The following is a 16,968-nucleotide window of genomic DNA, read 5'->3' on the forward strand; positions in this document are numbered from 1 at the left end:
TTAATACCCAAAAAACTGAGCCCATTGGCACCATACTTCTTGCAAGCCTAGTCTATCTCCTTTCACAAAATTGACTTTTTGTCCGGGTTTCGCCTGTGCCAGTCTAGGTAAGTCAATACGAGCTACGCAGCCAAATTTAGGATACCCGCCAATAGTCTGGTGATCGTTGAGCAGCACAATAGGGTTACCATCGCTAGGTACTTGAATTGAACCTAATGCAATTCCCTCTGATAGGACGCCTTCGTAAGGTGGACGAATGTTATTGCCCTCAAGACGGTAGCCCATGCGATTCGAATTGGGGGAGATGATGAATGCTTTGTTGTAAAATGCTTGGCGAGCGTCTTCATCAAAGTCCTCGTTCTGATAGCCTTCAATCACTCTCAGCTTAATGGGTAAGTTGTAATCTGGTTTAAAGCGAAACGTCATTTGCCTTGGTTTACGTTTCGGTAAGTTATGAGGGACAAAGGGAAGAATATCGCCAGCTTTCAAAGCGCCACCATTTGAATCATAACCACCTAGAGATTCTCGCAAGACGGTCGATGCGCTTCCTAAGTGCTGAGCAACATTAAATCCACCTTTAACCGCCAAGTAGGAGCGGAGTCCATTTCTTGCGACTCCGAACTGAAGCTTCTGTCCTTTTTTCAACGTAAAGTCGGACCAATTTGAAATAGGTTCACCATCTATTTTTGCATTTAAATCACCGCCACATATAGCAAGGTGGCAGTTATGCAAGGCAATAAAACAAGCGTTACCCAAAGTAATTTCAATCGCAACACAATTGACTACGTTACCAAGCAAATGGTTGGCCCAGCTGTAAGCATAGTCGTCGACCGGCCCACCTTGAGTCACACCGAAATGCGCTAAGCCAAAACGACCAAAGTCTTGAACTAAAGAGAGCGGTCCTGGCTTTTCCACCAGTAATCCACCGTAACTCATAGTACGCCTCCTAAATCGATAAACTCTTGTTTTGAAATAGCATTAAAGGTGACCTTGTCACCCACTTCAAACGGTATAAAAGGAGGAGAGTCGGAGAAGAGCGCAAGCGGGCTTTTACCAATAATGTTCCATCCGCCAGGACTATCTGATGGATAGACGGCCGTTTTAGAGTCTGCGATTCCTACACTTCCGGCCGGCACTTGAGTTCTTGGTGTGGCAAGCCTTGCCATGTGCAATTGAGTATCAACGTCAGAGAGAAATGCAAAGCCTGGAGCAAATCCAATTGCAGAAACCGCGTACTCGGTTTTCGTATGCAGGGTAATAAGATCGTCTAATGACAGACCTCGCTTTTTAAAACGAGATAGATCTAACGCGGTTTCTTCAGAGTAATATACAGGGATAGTAATGTGATTCGGCTGGGAAAGCTTAAGTGATTGAGTATCAAACTGGCTCACGATTTGTTGCAGCTCATTGACTAAGTTCTTTTCGTTGATTCGAAAAGGTAAGTAATCAATGAGAATAGTTTGATAGGAGGGGACAACGTTCATAACAATTGAAGCGAAAGTTTCTCTTATGCTGCGAGCAAGCTCTCCGACTGCATTTTCAGAAATACTCTCATCAAACTTAATGAAAATACTGCACTCGGAGATCAAAGAGATATTAAATTTCTCTTTATGCATTAATTTCCTCCAGCGTATAGGCTTTGGCGGATCTTTTGGATCAGCGCGATCGACTCTTCATTGTCACCATGAACACAAATTGTGTCGGCTTCCAATAATATGTAACCGCCTGAAGCGGTTTTGACACGCCCAGAGTCAGCTAAGGTCCGGACTTGCTCAAGTATCGCGTGCTCGCTTTTTAACACGGCATTGGGCTGTGTTCTAGGAGTCAGTAAGCCGTCATCTTGGTATAAACGATCTGCAAATGCTTCAAATAGCAAGGGAACATCATAATCGTCTGCGATTTCTAAGTATTTTTCGTTTTCCTGTGAAGCTAGGATCATTAACGGTACTTTGAACAGTGCTGCCGCCTTTACTACCGCTCTAAATATCGCATCACTTTTCATCATGTCGTTGTATAGAGCACCATGAGGCTTTATGTAACTGATGTCTGTGTATTGCGCTCGGCATAATGCTTGTAAAGCACCAACCTGATATATAACCATGTTCGTAATTTCATCACCCGTCATGCTTATGCTTCGTCTGCCAAAGCCTTGTAGGTCGGCGTAACCTGGGTGTGCGCCAATATCAACATCGTTGTCATTCGCTAGGGTGATAGTGTCGTGCATGACATTAGGGTCGGAGGCATGAAAACCACACGCGATGTTCGCCATATCAACATGGGGCATCACTTCTTCATCTGCGCCCATACTCCAAGAGCCAAAGCTCTCGCCCATATCACAGTTCAATGTAAGTTGCTGTTTATTCAATGTCATACGTTTTATTTCTACACAAGCAATGGGTTTACGATGCAGGAAAATGCATCTAGGTTCAGTGACTCACTTCATTCTTCTATCATGAAAACGAGGCTTTTTGAGCAGATAGGTGACGAAAAAGATCACGTTAGTCCATAAAGATGTTGCCGTTATTTGAGTTGATCCGAATTTTAAGGTATTTCGTTTCTTTTCCATCCAATTTTTGAGAATTTAAGGTTATTTTGCATTAGCATCGTGTTAATCTTGTCGCCCTTCATGGGTGATAGATTGCATAATGGTTCTTCTGTCATTTTTGTGGTTGTCTGCGACAGGAATATATATGTCATTACGAGCGAAGCTTATTTGGCCTCTTCTGGTCTTTTTAACGGCTATCTTTGTTATCTCAAAAGGTTACACCTCGTATACTGTATACCAATCGTCTAAGCATGAACTGGTCGAGAAGACAAGAAAGTTGATTAACAACGTTTCTTTCTCAATTAAAGATGCGCTGACGACAAAGGACAAGCAAAAAGCTCAAACTATTCTCGCCAACTTTTTAAACCAGCCAAATGTAACGCGGGTCACACTTTATGACCAAGATGACCAACCATTCGCTGTTATGGAGATAAGTGGGGCACTGGCACCCGTTCCAAGTCAAACCGAAAGAAGTAGGTTGCACGCTCTAGGCTATGCCTTATCAACCAAATTTCTTTATGTTCTAGAGCCGATTATCCATGATGGCTATGTCATTGGTAGCATGAGAGTTACGCTTTCTCATCGCCCAATTGTAGAAGCCATACAATCTTTACTTCGAGATGGCGCTTTACTTCTTCTGTTTCTGATCGCTGGTGGCACTGTTTTTTACATAAGTATCGAGAGGCTTGTTCTCAGGCCCGTGATGGAACTCAACCGCGTAATAGAGAATGTGACACACGGACGAAACACGGAAAATCAAGCTCGCTATTACGCCAAGGATGAAATTGGAGACCTCGCGAGCTCTTTCAATCAAATGATGAATAGGTTAACAGTACGTGAGAAGCAGCGGCAACATTCGCTAGACACACTAGAACAAAAGCGCGCATTTTCAGAAGAGGTTATCGAATCTGTTCAGCATGCATTAGTTATTACAGACAATTCCGGACGTGTTATTCATTGTAATACGGCGACCCAGCAAATATTTCAAAAAAAATTAGATGAACTTAAATATGCCAATATTCGTGATCTAATTAAAACCAAAACACCGAATGAGCTGAGTCAGATCCTGAGTCGAGGCCTAGAGTGCGATGATATTCACCTCAAAAATGCAGATAACGAACAGCAGTTGAGCCTAACCAGTCGTCGCCTCTCGACACATGAATACTTACTGTTTTCGATTCAAGATATCACCGAAATTGAAGAAGCCATAAACCGGCAACGTGTTGCGGGACGCGTTTTTGAAAGCAGCCAAGATGGTCTCATTGTTCTTAATCATCGCGGTGTCATTACGATGGCAAACCCTGCCGTCACTAAGTTAGTCGGCTTAGAGGTGGATCAGCTTATTGGGAAGTCATTCATCCAAACGCTAAAGTGGCGCAAGTTACAGGAAATGATGCCTAGTATCATCGAGTCGATAGAAAATTATGGCGTTTGGCAAGGTGAAGTTATCGAGAAGAACCATATTGGTCAGTTTGTACCGATGTTTGCTCGAGTCAATCGTATCGTTAAGTGTGAAGACTATGGTTTCTATGATCTGGTTATTGTTCTTACCGACCTTTCCGGCGCAAAAGAGATGGAACGATTGGAGCATTTAGCTCATCACGATGCTTTAACGGGGTTAGCCAATCGATCTAAGTTCCATTTAGAGTTGGAACAACTAGTACAACGCTCTGGATACTTGCGTGACGAATTTGCAGTTTTGTACCTCGATCTGGATGGATTTAAAGAAGTTAACGATACCTACGGTCATGATGCAGGTGATGAAGTTTTGAAAAAAGTTTCCGAGCGTCTAACATCTGCGACGAGACATAGTGATTTAATCGCAAGACTTTCTGGTGATGAATTTGTCATGTTGGTTAATCCCGCCAATCAAAAAGTGGTCACCCGAATAGCAGAACAGTTGCTCGAGAGCATATGTGCTCCAATTGAGTACAAAGGTCACTTACTCAAAGTTGGCGTTAGTATCGGCGTAAAATTAGTCGGCGTAAATGAGCGCGATGCTACTCGAGTTTTAAAAAGTGCGGATACGGCAATGTATCAAGCAAAGAAAGCCGGGAAAGGCCAAGCAATATTAATGGGATGCGAATTACAAGAGACAGTTTAAATCGTAACGTCAAAGCTTTAAACTAACACGATTCGCGTCAGAAGGAATAATAAAATGAAAGTACTCGTTACGGGTGGTATGGGCTATATCGGTAGTCATACGTGTATTCAAATGATCGAAGCTGGCATGACGCCAGTGATTCTAGACAACCTGTACAACAGTAAATCTACGGTATTAGATCGAATTGAAAAGGTATGTGGTGTAAAGCCAACCTTCATTAAAGCCGATATCAGAGATAAATTGGCGATGGTAGAAGCACTAAAGTCGCACAATATTGAAGCTGTTATCCATTTTGCAGGTTTAAAGGCCGTCGGTGAGTCTGTAGCAAAACCTCTAGAGTATTACGACAACAACGTTAATGGCACTTTAGTATTGGTTGATGCAATGCGCGAAGCCGGAGTTAAATCGTTGGTATTTAGTTCATCAGCGACTGTATACGGTGATCCTGCATCTGTACCCATCACTGAGGACTTTCCAACTAGCGCAACTAACCCATATGGTCGCAGCAAGTTAATGGTGGAAGAGTGTTTAACCGACTTCCAAAATGCGAACCCTGACTGGAGCATTACACTTCTTCGTTACTTTAACCCGGTAGGTTCACATCCAACAGGCGAGCTAGGTGAAGATCCTCAAGGTATTCCAAACAACTTAATGCCGTTTGTTTCTCAAGTTGCGGTAGGGCGAAGAGAGTTCCTTTCTGTGTTTGGTAGTGATTATCCGACCAAAGATGGCACAGGCGTACGTGATTATATTCATGTAATGGACTTATCCGATGGTCACGTTGCTGCATTAGAAAAAGTAGGTAGCAAAGCTGGCCTTCATATCTATAACCTTGGTACTGGTAACGGCTACAGTGTACTGGACATGGTGAAAGCATTTGAAGCCGCAAGTGGTAAAGATGTCCCATACCAACTTGTTGAGCGTCGTCCAGGTGATATTGCAGAGTGTTGGGCGGATCCATCAAAAGCGATGAATGAGTTAGGTTGGAAAGCAACTCGCACTCTAGAAGAAATGACTGGCGATACATGGCGCTGGCAGTCTACTAACCCTCAAGGTTATCCAGACGCCTAATCTTTAATTTACATAATAGTAACAAAAAGGCGCGTGATTGCGTCTTTTTTGATCCAAATCGGAAAAAATCGTAAATTACTGGTTAAAAGGTAGCAAGTATAGATAGAGCTGTTAAACTATGCCCGACTCTTAATTTGGGTTATAAATTTTCTCATAGCTATTGGGGTAGTTCATGGAACTCGGTCTGATCATCACTTTCATCATTGCAGCAGCAGTAATGGTGAAAAAAGAGATGGCAAAACAGTAAACTTTCATTTTTCATACTTTTCTTTACATTTTTGAAATGAAAGCCATAAAAAAAGCCAGCATTACGCTGGCTTTTGTGTTTTTAAGGTTTAGAACTCGTATTTAACACTAATGTTGTAATTACGCTCAGCTTGCGTTTTGTCTCGACTTAACTCAGTCTTACCGCGAACATCGTTCCAAAGATGGTATTCTTCATTCGTTAGATTCATAACACCAGCACGAATGGTTATATCTTTCATTGGTTTGTAGTACGCCGTTAAGTCAACGACTGTCGCAGACGGCAAAGCAACTTGGTCTTTGATTCCGCCTTTATCACCATCAGAGTTGATATCACTGTTCGATTTCTTAGCCGTGTAGTTTACTTTTAGGCTTGTCCCCCAAAGTGCATTTGGTGAATCGTAATTTACAGCAGCCACGGCATTCCATGGGTTTACACTGTTCAAAGGATTACCATCACCATCTTCACCTTCTGTGTATGCTGCAACAAAGCGAGTTGTCACGCCTGATGGAAGACCAGCAATGGCATGCCAATCAAGACGGTTAGAGAGCTCAACCCCTTTAATGTTTGCTTCACTAATATTGATATTTGTGAATTCAGTTAAACCACCATTGTTTGATGACGTTTGCTCAATAAAGTCACTGTAATCACTGTAGTAGAACGCTACTTCAGTTGCCGACGCTGCAGTGTTATGACGGTAACCAAGCTCATAAGACAAACTCTTTTCAGATCCCAAATTTGGGTTAGGGCGGTTGGTATAGCCATGAGCCGGATTATCGTAGGTGTAGTAAAGCTCGTCGAACGATGGCGCTCGGAACCCTTGGCTCACTTGCGCGAAGATCGTGCCTGGTTGCGATATAGAGTAAGTTGCTCCTAAACGACCAGTTAATGCAGAGTCGCTAAACTTCTCGAATGACTCTTCAGAAGTATTTGAAGGATTAGTAGAGAAGTAATCGTAACGCACACCTGGAGTCAGAATTAGCTTGTCATTAAGAAGCGATATTTCATCTTGCAAGAATAAACCAAAGCTTTCTTCTTTTGCATCCGGTGTGTAAACGTAAACAGTATCTGGCGTGCTAGGATCGGAATTAAACTCGCGATTGGTATTACTGATGTCACTATGTTTGTACGATATTCCGTAAACAATATAGTGATTTTGAATCTCTTTATCTAACTGAGTTTCGAATTCAAATTTGTCTTCAGTATATTCGTAATCTTTTTTCTGTTGGTTGTCACCACTAGGCGGTACGTAAGGTGGGTAACCAGGGCTAGCTTCGATAAAGCGATTAGAGACGCCGTTTTCTTCTTTACCAATCCATGTAAGCTTGGACGTGATCGTATCCGAGATAGCTGCATCTGCAAACCAAATGTGCTTGAGCCCAATGCGATTTTGCTTGGTTGTGTCTTCAGCGTTGAAGTTTTTGTAACTTTTATGTGCGATCTCTGAGTCAGTCTCGTTGTAAATAACTTCTCCCAAGAACTCCAAGCGATGAGCGTCATTCAATTGAGATTGAAGTTTTACCAATAGATCGTTTTTGTAATAATCTTGGTTGTCCACAGAATAGTTATCGTAAGGCGCCTTAGAGAAATTTTGTAGCTCTGCACCATCACGGCGTGTAAAGGCTATAAGTGCTTCTGTATTACCGAAACGCTTTGCTAAAGCTACATGCTCACTAAAAGAGTTATCTTCCGATGAATAAGAGAGTTTAGCTTGACCACCAAAGTCTTTACCATCTTTGAGGAAATCCTTCGGATCTTTTGTTTCGAATGCGACAACACCGCCAATTGCATCACTACCATGTAGGCTAGAAGCTGCTCCTTTAACAATTTCGACACTCTTTAGCATATCGGGGTCGACAGTAACGGCACTAGAATTGATAAACGAATATGGTCCACCGCTGAATACACCTGGTTGAGATGCACCGTCTACTAAGATTTTAACTCGTTTACCTTCCATCCCGCGAATGTTAATACTTTGGACGCCTTGGCGTTGAGTGCCATTAACAGTAACACCTGGCGTATACTCGAATAGATCATTCAAGTCCTTTACCATGTTTTCTTCGATGTCTTTCTCTGATACAACAGCAACAGAAGCAGCAACAGTGTTTATGGTTTGGTTGGTACGGGTGGCCGACACAACGACTTCTTCAAACTTAGAAGCTTCTTCCGCATAAGCAGTATGGGAAAGGGCAACTAAAATGGAGGCTGACAAAATTGATTTTTTATACATTGGCTTCAATACCTTAGATCCATAATAGGTAACAACACGCGGATATTAATGGATCTAAATGGTAATTACTATCATTACCATTGTCATTTATTAATTTGTATTGAATCTTATTCTTAGGCTATGAGCATTCCTAGTCTTTAGTTATCAATATGTTATATTATTTGTCGTTAGTTCTTGATAAGTTCATCCAAATACAACGAATGTGATGAATATCACATTAAGAGAGGCCATGTGCAGAGTCCAATTACGTTAGAAGCACTCCATATTCTAGATGCTATTGATCGAAGAGGGAGTTTTGCTGCTGCTGCGAATGAGTTAGACAGAGCCCCGTCATCGCTGAGCTATCAAATCCAGAAACTCGAGCAAGACTTAGACATTATTATCTTCGATCGCTCTGGTCACAAAGCCCATTTTACTGAAGCAGGTAAGCTTATTCTTGAAAGAGGAAGAGCCATTTTACAAGCCAGTGAAAAGTTAGTGAACGATGCAACGTTATTGGCGAATGGCTGGGAACTGGATATTACCATTGCCTTCGATGGCATTATTCCTATATCCAACTTTTTCCCGATGGTTGATGCGCTGGCCGAGGTCAGCTCAACTCGAGTCAGGCTGCAAGAGGAGATTCTGGCTGGTAGCTGGGAGTCGTTGAATACGGGGAGAGCTGATTTACTGATTTGCCCATCACTGGATACGCTTCCTCAAGAAGTTAAGTCAGAAAAAATTGGTAAAATGAGTATGTATTGGGTAGCTTCCGCTGATCACTATGTTCACAAGCGTAGTGGTAAGTTTGATGAAGCAGCGCGAGAAAAGTATCGGATCATTGCTATTGCAGATACCGCACGTGAGCAACCCGCGCTCTCAATTAATATTATTCAAAAACAGCCTCGCTTGACCGTCACCAACTTTACGGCAAAAGTAGAAGCGCTCACTGCAGGTTTAGGTATTGGTACATTACCAAGCCAAATTGCACAACCTCTTATTGATAGTGGTGTATTGAAACGAATCGAAGGCACTGAAGAACAGCCGATGAATATTATTTTGGCATGGCGCCGGAACACTATGGGTGAGGCAAAATCCTGGTGTATTCAGTACTTAAAAAAGAATTGGAAACTAAAGTAACAACGTAACTTTTACTTCTTAGATTCCCATTGATTACCGAATGTAAGAAGTAAAAGTCATCGCTAATGCTGCGCTTTTCAATTTAAAGGGAGCACCATATCTGCCATACCGTCTGCAAACTGGATATCGATCTCAAACCCCAAGTTCTGAGCCAACATCAACATCCCTCTGTTTGTTGGCATGGTCATTCCAGACATTTGCTTTGTGCCTTTAACTTTGCAATAGCTGATTATTTTCTGCATCAGCACTTTGCCTAAACCTTTTCCTTTCAAATCTGAACGAACCAAAATAGCAAACTCAGCGTCACTATTGTCTGGTGTAATCAATGCGCGGGCTACCCCTATGATAGACGGTCCGTCAGTATTAAACGCTACCGCAACAAACGCCATTTCGCGGTCGTAGTCTATTTGAGTAAAGTTTGCCAAAGCCTCATGGTTGAACTCTCCAACTTCAGAAAAGAAACGCTTATAGAGATCTTCTTTCGATACGCTATTAATGAATTGAGCATGCAGCGGCTCATCCTCAGGCAAGATAGGGCGAAGCAGGATAGGTTGGCCATCTCGAAGCGTCACCGTTTCGACAAACTCTGCCGGGAAAGGGCGAATCGCTAGCCGTTTTTGGGCGTCTCCTTCGTACTTACACAGTGTGACATCTGCATCAAGGATAGTTAAATCGCTTCCGGACACTAGCACTGGATGGATATCCAGTTTTTGTACTTCTGGTAACTCAACTGCCATTTGGGAGATACGAACCAAGAACTTCGACAACTCAGTAATATCGAGCGCATCTTTGTGTTTCTGCAGGCGAATCTTTCCAGACTTTAGGGCAACAACGACAAGGTAGCGCGCAAGAGTCATGTTCAAAGGAGGAAGTGCAGCGACGGCATCTTGGGCGATATTCCACTCAGAGCCGCCTTGACCAAGCAAGATCACTGGGCCAAAGACTTTATCTACTGCAATACTAATCCGTAGCTCTTCAGCGCTGCCGAGCTTTGCCATCCCTTGTACCAACAGCCCATGTACATTGGCGGAAGGGTAGCTGAGCTTTACGGTATCTAAAATGGATAGCGCTGCGTTGGAAACTTCTCGACTGTTTCTTAAATTTAGAGCGACACCGTGAACATCAGATTTATGAGGAATGTCTGGAGAACGCAATTTAACCGCAACAGGATATCCAATATTTTCTGCCATATGAACGGCTTCAATGTCGTCAGATGCAATCCACGTCGGCAAAACGTTAAACCCGAACAGCTTAAATAATGGGCTAGTTTGATGCGTATCTAAGGAGACTGTGTTTTTATCCAGTAGTCGTTCGTTTACCCATTCTTTTGCTGAACTCACACTTCCTGAATGTAATGGCTCTGCCGTCGTTGGCGTTTCCATTAGTTGTTTCTGGTTTCGTCTGTATTCGACCAAGTGCATGTATGCTACAACCGCACTTTCAGGTGTTCTATAGGTTGGAATGCCTGCTTGAGTAAAGGCCAGTCGCGCTTCTCTCGACGTTTGTTCTCCTGACCAGTTGGTCAAAATATTAAAATGCTTATGCCGAGGGTGAGATTTGATTGCATTAATAACGGCTTGAGCAGTGTCAAGAGGATCAGAAACAGCAGAAGGACTATGCATAATCAATATCGCATCTGCACAGTCGTTATTCATCAGTGCGTTAATGGTATCAATATAGCGTTTCTGGGTTGCGTCACCAGACAGATCAATCGGATTTCGAGCACGCCAGTTGGATGGAAGTACTGCTTGTAATTGCTCAATGGAAGCGTCATCAAGCGTTGCGAGTTGGCCACCACGTTCAATCAAAGTATCAACGGACATAACAGCAGGGCCGCCGCCATTGGTGATGATCGCTAAACGCTCTCCACGAAGTGGCACAGAATGCGTGAGTGTTTCTACCGCGGCAAAAAGCTCATGCGTATTGCTGACTCGTAACATACCAGTTCTGCGAATAGCAGAATCGTAAATTACGTCAAGTGTATCTCCGTCTTGCTGCTCAAAAGTATTCATCTCTTTAGAGCGGCCCGCTTTTAGCACCAATATACGTCGGTTACGTGAAGCGGCGCGCGCAGCAGACATAAATCGGCGAGCGTCTTGGATATTATCAACATAAAGCAGAATAGCTTCTGTGTTTCCATCCATACTCAAATAGTCGAGCAAATCTGCAAAATCGATATCCTGTCCACGCCCAATCGAAATGAACGAAGAAAAACCAATGTTCTTATCATTTGCCCAGTCTAAAACCGTGGTACAAACCGCCGCGGATTGTGAGATGAAAGCAATTTTTCCGGGTTTAGCTGCAACAGGGGAAAACGTGCAGTTAAAATTGTGCCAAGGAAGAATGATACCTAAGCTGTTTGGGCCTAAGACTCGAATGTTCAATGATGAGATATCTAAAGGCTTAGGGTCATCAGAGATAACAATCGCAAACGGTGTGCCTCTCTCATCTAGCTCTTTAAGCAATTGCTCGTTACGTGAAACGTTCGTACACAAAATTGCAATATCTGGCGTATAGGGCAGGGAAGCTACATCAGGGTAAGCGATCACGCCAGATACGGCTTTATATCGCGGCGTTACTGGCATAATCGCGCCACCAAATCCACTTTGTAGAAGGTTGCGCATCACAACATGTCCTGCTCGCAATGCTTTTTGAGATGCCCCAATAACGGCCACAGAGTTGGGTTTAAAGAGTTTATGTAGTTTATTCATGCTGACTCCTAGCCGTTTGTAAGTCACGTTGGCTTCTCGGTTTCATATCAATCATAAACGAATAATTTACTGATAAAACATCTTCAGACCAGACATTGCAGAAAATGTGTACGATGCTTATGGAGTTTGTGTTATTCATCACATCAAAATCACAGATTATTGTATTTGATGCTTGATAAACGGCCCTGCTATCGGCATGATTTATCGTAATATTTATCCAGAGCATTTGTTACTTCATGAAAAAAATCGCAATCATCGGCTTGTCAGTTCTGCTTTCTGCTTGTGCATCTGAAACTTACATCACGGATGTGACCTCAGAAAGTTACCGAGAGGACTACAAATCAGATCGTATCTCTAAACCAATTATGGCGTCTGAAAACGCTGTAGTAGAAAAAGACGTACAACCAACTGTTGTGAAAATGACGGCAAAGCCTGAAGAAAAGAAAGTAGTCAAGCTAACGCCAAAAGAGCAGGCGAAGCCAGTTAAGATCGTACCACCAAGTAAAAAGCAAGCTGGCATTCAACGATTCGGCTATACCATTCAAGTCGCAGCTGTGGGTAGCCAAGCTAAAGTCGATCAGTTTGCAAATAAGCTGCCACAGAACGGTCAGCCAATTTGGGAAAACTACAAAGTCGTCAACGGTACTAAGTGGTTCTCAGTTTTATACGGAGACTACGCAACAAGCGCAGAAGCCAAGCAAGCGATTTCGACTTTACCAGCTCAATTTCAGCAGTTAAGACCATTTGTTAAAAGCATTGATGCAATCAAAAACTCAGCTTACCCAACGCTTAACAAATTAAATTAACACATCAAATAAGGGAGCGAATAGCTCCCTTATTTATTTGCTCAAATCCTATTCGAACAACATTCCTCACATTAAAATTACTGTACGTCACACTTCAAAGGTTTATCATAATAAATAGTATCTTTTGTAGGTCACGGAAAGATGGATTCATGATTAAAAATATTCTTTTACTATGCGGCGGTGGCTCTTCTGAGCACGAGATTTCATTATTGTCTGCAAACTTTGTCGAACAACAACTAAATCTTATTGAAGACGTTCACGTTACACGCGTAGAAATAAAAAACGAAGGTTGGATGACCAACCAAGGTGAGTTGGTTTACTTGGATCTCAATACCAAGCAGTTGTGCTCAAGTGAATCTAATCAAACCATTGATTTCATCGTGCCTTGTATACATGGTTTTCCTGGCGAAACAGGCGACATTCAATCTCTGTTTGAAATCGCAGGTATTCCTTATCTTGGCTGCGGGCCAGAAGCGAGTAGCAATAGTTTCAATAAAATCACATCTAAGCTTTGGTACGACGCTATCGGCATACCCAATACGCCATACTTATTCTTAACGCGAAACGATGAAGAAGCTCACGTTCAAGCTCATAAAGCCTTTGAAAAGTGGGGAAAAGTTTTTGTTAAAGCCGCTCGCCAAGGCTCTTCCGTTGGCTGTTACAGTGTCACAGAAAAAGACAAGCTTTCTAATGCAGTAAATGATGCTTTTGGGTTTTCTGACCAAGTGTTGGTTGAGAAAGCAGTAAAACCTCGAGAACTTGAAGTTGCTGCATATGAGATGAATGGCCAACTACATATCACTAAACCAGGCGAGGTCATCGCGCCTGATGGTGCTTTTTACTCGTACGATGAAAAGTACAGCAGTTCAAGTCACTCGCTCACAGAAGTTGAGGCGAAGAATCTAACTCAAATACAATTAGATTCCATCCAACACGCGTCAGAGACGGTATTTAAACAAATGAATCTTCGTCATTTATCTCGTATCGACTTTTTCCTAACGGAAGATGATGAGATTTACTTAAACGAAGTAAACACATTTCCAGGAATGACTCCGATCTCAATGTTCCCTAAAATGCTTCAAAACAACGGGCACAAATTTCATGAGTTCTTGGAAGATTGTATAAACAGTGCAAAGTGATTAACGTTATCGAGACGCGTTTTATGATACAAGTTGTTTTCTAGAGCAAGGTTTATTCAAGCCGTATTTGAATATTGCTAAGTAGCAATTATGATTATATCAACGCATTAAACAGATGACTCAGTGGTATGGCGATTTCAAATTATAGAGGTTTTAACCTGCAGTCAGTCGGATCAGATGGCAGTGTTTGGAAGGTTAAAATCAAGAACCACGTCTTACAGGGAAGTTTGACGGCGGTAAAGAAAAGCATTGATTGGTGGTGTGACACCGCATCGATTATTGATCCCAAAGAGTTTGCTTCACTCGGACAGAGAGTGCAGCAAACAGGTGTTGCAAAATCAGAGGTCTTTAACGGCTATACTATTCAAAATGATACAGGCCAACCTAACTCTTGGTACTGTATGTTTAATGGTAAACTGATTAAGGGCAGTAAAGCCGCTATTCAACGCCATATCGAAGCTTATTTGGTTGCAAAGCAAAAAGCGATGCAAGCTCAACAACAAAAGAAACAATAGAATGACTCTGGTATATTCAACAGAAACCGGTCGAATTAAACCGGAAGAAGAAAAAGTATCTCGCCCTAAAGGCGATGGTGTTGTTCGGATTCAGCGCCAAACGAAAGGCCGTAAAGGTAAAGGTGTATGCATTGTTACAGGTTTAGACTTGGATGATGCACCTTTAAAGTTATTAGCGGCAGAACTCAAAAAAGTCTGTGGCTGTGGTGGGTCTGTAAAAGATGGCAATATCGAGATTCAAGGTGATGCTAGAGACAAGATCAAGGCACATCTTGAAAAGAAAGGCATGACAGTCAAATTAGCCGGTGGCTAATTTAATATTTCCAGTAAACAAAAATGGCGTCTAAAGAAATAGACGCCATTTTTTATAAGTTGCTAATTGAAGAGCAAGCAATCGTAGATTGATAGATCGATATTAGCTATTTTATGGTAAATAACCATTATGTTTAATGCTCACAGTAAGGCCCTTAAATTTAAAATCTGCAGGGGAATAGGAGCATACTCAGACAACATTTAGCGTACGGCGATATACAATTTAACATAATATACATAATGCGAACTTAAGGGTTAGAAGATTAGCATTGGTGAGGTCAGTTTAGTTACACCGTATTTGGCTGTTGCTGCTTTAAAACCGTGTGGCTGATTAAGTTCCTTCATTGTATCTTGGGTTACGTTCAACACTGTACACGTTGGCTCTGCATCTTGCTCATTCAATATGAGTCAACATGGATACGCGTTTGCTTAACCCAAACGTGTAAGTACTAGATTATCTTTATAGGAACAAGGAATCTAACAGGTGTAAACTCGCTACTTTTCAATCTATACCTAGATCTTTCTTCATATGCTCACTCAACTCGTTAGTGGTTCTTACATTAATCTTATGTTTGCAATGATGGATTCTCAACTCTTCACCAAATAATTTTACTAGTGATTTGGTATACAAAGTACTAATATTATTTATAATTCTATACAATGTATCTTTCTGATAAACAGATCTTTTCGAATTTTGTATTGCAGTCTTCATATTTAAATATCCTCACACGTTTAACTTTATAATTTAAAGAATCAATTTCAACTTTTATTATTACTTTTTCCGATATGGAATGAGTCATTATCAATGATGCACAATCAACAATTAAATCACCCGAATCCAACTTAGTAATTTCGCGAGACAATTTTTTTTATTTTTAAATCTTTATTTCTATATTTAATCCGATTGAGTTAATTCCTTCAGGATATCGGTTTAACTTAATATCCAATATGGTTTTATTAAGATAGTAGTCTGCCATTATTTCATGGCGGCTTTTAAATATCATTGTCCCCCTCCGATGATGCAAGTTATACTTTCCCACCAGTTAAAAGACAACGTGACTCAGAGTTGCAAAAAGGTAACAATCATGGAATTGATGAACAATGAGCTGATCTGCTTTGCAGCCATTTGTAAACACCTCTCTCTTACAGAGGCATCAAAAGAACTTGGAAAGTCTAAAGCTCAAGTCAGCAGGCAGCTAGCAGCATTAGAAAAACAACTTGGCGTAACACTCGTCCACAGAACAACAAGGAAACTCGTTTTAACTGATCATGGCGAAAGCATTAGAGAGCTTGCTATCAAGACGTTAGAGAGTTTGCACGAGTTAAATTACAGAGCTAGCTCGTTGAGTGAATGCATTGATGGAAAGTTTAAAATCACAATGCCCAACTCTATAGCCTCTTCTATTTTTGGTTCTGTTCTTAAAGACTTAAAAGAACGATATCCAAAAGTTGATTTTGAAATATCGTCAAGTAACAATGTAGAAAATTTATTAGAAAGCAATGTAGATTTAGCGATTAGGCTTAATAATGTTATTGATGACACTCTTATTGCACATAAAATTGGTGATTATAGTGATGTTTTGATATCTAGGATAAGTAATACTAACAACAAAAAACTATTAATCTACAAACATCATTCGAATAAGGAATCAATTAAAAATCAATATACTGATGTTATCGAAGTTGATAACACCTCTATTTTAATAAACTTTGTTTCTGAGGGAGTTGGGGTTGGTGTCATTCCAAACTATCTTGTTAAAAGTAATTATATAGACAAAAACATCCGAATATCGCAAACTTTTGATATAGAACGTTCCATGTATATTGCCTACCCTTATCAAAACCCTTTGCCAAGAAAGCTAGCTGAGATATCTACTTTTATTAGGTCTGAGTTATCACAAGTATTGAAGAGTGAGTCATTTTAGGGCGGTTGTTCAGATTTAGAATTTTGCGTTGTCTACTCAACTAGGCCTAACGCTAATCTTTGTAACATATTGTTTCGGCGGTATTTATTAACACCCCCATCTTTATGCTTGCTATCACAATGTGAGATGCTCTGCCGTCTTGTTATCAAGGTTTTGCGTGGAATAAATCACGTGGGGTAAACGATAGATTGACTTACATTAAAATTTTCATCAAAAGCAACTTTATACAAAATTGATTTCATACCAA

General features: G+C 41.3%; 13 protein-coding genes. 8 read left to right on the forward strand and 5 right to left on the reverse strand.

What is annotated here, in order from left to right:
• Genes R8O10_RS03850 through R8O10_RS03860 form a run of 3 tightly spaced genes read right to left on the reverse strand, consistent with a single transcriptional unit; the run spans position 1 to position 2,371 of the window.
• Positions 1 to 936, reverse strand: a complete 936-nt coding sequence (locus R8O10_RS03850; RefSeq protein ID WP_318191113.1) for a biotin-dependent carboxyltransferase family protein — start codon at positions 934 to 936, stop codon at positions 1 to 3.
• Complete coding sequence (locus tag R8O10_RS03855; RefSeq protein ID WP_238967191.1) at positions 933 to 1,616, reverse strand: 5-oxoprolinase subunit B family protein; 684 nt, start codon at positions 1,614 to 1,616, stop codon at positions 933 to 935. The genes R8O10_RS03850 and R8O10_RS03855 overlap by 4 nt, the downstream gene beginning before the upstream one ends.
• Complete coding sequence (locus R8O10_RS03860) at positions 1,616 to 2,371, reverse strand: 5-oxoprolinase subunit PxpA (protein WP_053307689.1); 756 nt, start codon at positions 2,369 to 2,371, stop codon at positions 1,616 to 1,618. Before R8O10_RS03860 ends, R8O10_RS03855 begins: the two co-directional genes overlap by 1 nt.
• Before the next feature lie 319 nt (positions 2,372 to 2,690).
• Here R8O10_RS03860 and R8O10_RS03865 point away from each other — a divergent pair, with 319 nt between their 5' ends.
• Together R8O10_RS03865 and galE are read left to right on the forward strand one after the other, a co-directional pair.
• The gene (locus tag R8O10_RS03865; RefSeq protein ID WP_318191114.1) at positions 2,691 to 4,649 is read left to right on the forward strand and encodes a diguanylate cyclase domain-containing protein; all 1,959 of its coding nucleotides are present in this window, start codon (positions 2,691 to 2,693) and stop codon (positions 4,647 to 4,649) included.
• 54 nt (positions 4,650 to 4,703) lie between these two features.
• Positions 4,704 to 5,720 (forward strand): UDP-glucose 4-epimerase GalE, encoded by a 1,017-nt coding sequence (gene galE / locus R8O10_RS03870; protein WP_005376309.1) that lies wholly within the window; start codon positions 4,704 to 4,706, stop codon positions 5,718 to 5,720.
• 335 nt (positions 5,721 to 6,055) lie between these two features.
• Here the strand turns inward: galE and R8O10_RS03875 are convergent, their stop codons facing one another.
• Positions 6,056 to 8,194 (reverse strand): TonB-dependent hemoglobin/transferrin/lactoferrin family receptor, encoded by a 2,139-nt coding sequence (locus tag R8O10_RS03875; protein ID WP_318191115.1) that lies wholly within the window; start codon positions 8,192 to 8,194, stop codon positions 6,056 to 6,058.
• A gap of 231 nt (positions 8,195 to 8,425) precedes the next feature.
• On the opposite strand from R8O10_RS03875, the gene R8O10_RS03880 reads away from it, so the two are divergent.
• Positions 8,426 to 9,313, forward strand: a complete 888-nt coding sequence (locus tag R8O10_RS03880; RefSeq protein ID WP_033907071.1) for a LysR family transcriptional regulator — start codon at positions 8,426 to 8,428, stop codon at positions 9,311 to 9,313.
• Between the two features lie 77 nt (positions 9,314 to 9,390).
• On the opposite strand, the gene R8O10_RS03885 is transcribed toward R8O10_RS03880, so the two are convergent.
• Positions 9,391 to 12,024 (reverse strand): bifunctional acetate--CoA ligase family protein/GNAT family N-acetyltransferase, encoded by a 2,634-nt coding sequence (locus tag R8O10_RS03885; protein WP_318191116.1) that lies wholly within the window; start codon positions 12,022 to 12,024, stop codon positions 9,391 to 9,393.
• Positions 12,025 to 12,260: 236 nt separating this feature from the next.
• On the opposite strand from R8O10_RS03885, the gene R8O10_RS03890 reads away from it, so the two are divergent.
• From R8O10_RS03890 to R8O10_RS03910, 5 genes are all read left to right on the forward strand, one after another.
• Positions 12,261 to 12,830: an SPOR domain-containing protein gene (locus R8O10_RS03890; protein ID WP_005390018.1), complete on the forward strand. Its 570-nt coding sequence runs from the start codon at positions 12,261 to 12,263 to the stop codon at positions 12,828 to 12,830.
• Between the two features lie 149 nt (positions 12,831 to 12,979).
• A complete protein-coding gene (locus R8O10_RS03895) occupies positions 12,980 to 13,969 on the forward strand; it encodes a D-alanine--D-alanine ligase (protein WP_033907069.1) in 990 nt (329 codons plus the stop codon).
• Positions 13,970 to 14,097: 128 nt separating this feature from the next.
• Entirely contained in the window at positions 14,098 to 14,484 is a 387-nt protein-coding gene (locus R8O10_RS03900) for a DUF3319 domain-containing protein (RefSeq protein WP_005376294.1), read from the forward strand.
• Position 14,485: 1 nt separating this feature from the next.
• Positions 14,486 to 14,797, forward strand: coding sequence for a stress response translation initiation inhibitor YciH (yciH, locus tag R8O10_RS03905; protein WP_005376292.1), 312 nt, complete (start codon positions 14,486 to 14,488; stop codon positions 14,795 to 14,797).
• 1,084 nt (positions 14,798 to 15,881) lie between these two features.
• Entirely contained in the window at positions 15,882 to 16,721 is an 840-nt protein-coding gene (locus R8O10_RS03910; protein WP_318191117.1) for a LysR family transcriptional regulator, read from the forward strand.
• Positions 16,722 to 16,968: the final 247 nt, after the last annotated feature.

The sequence above is a fragment of the Vibrio sp. 1727 genome (assembly GCF_033344415.1).
Taxonomy (GTDB): domain Bacteria; phylum Pseudomonadota; class Gammaproteobacteria; order Enterobacterales; family Vibrionaceae; genus Vibrio; species Vibrio alginolyticus.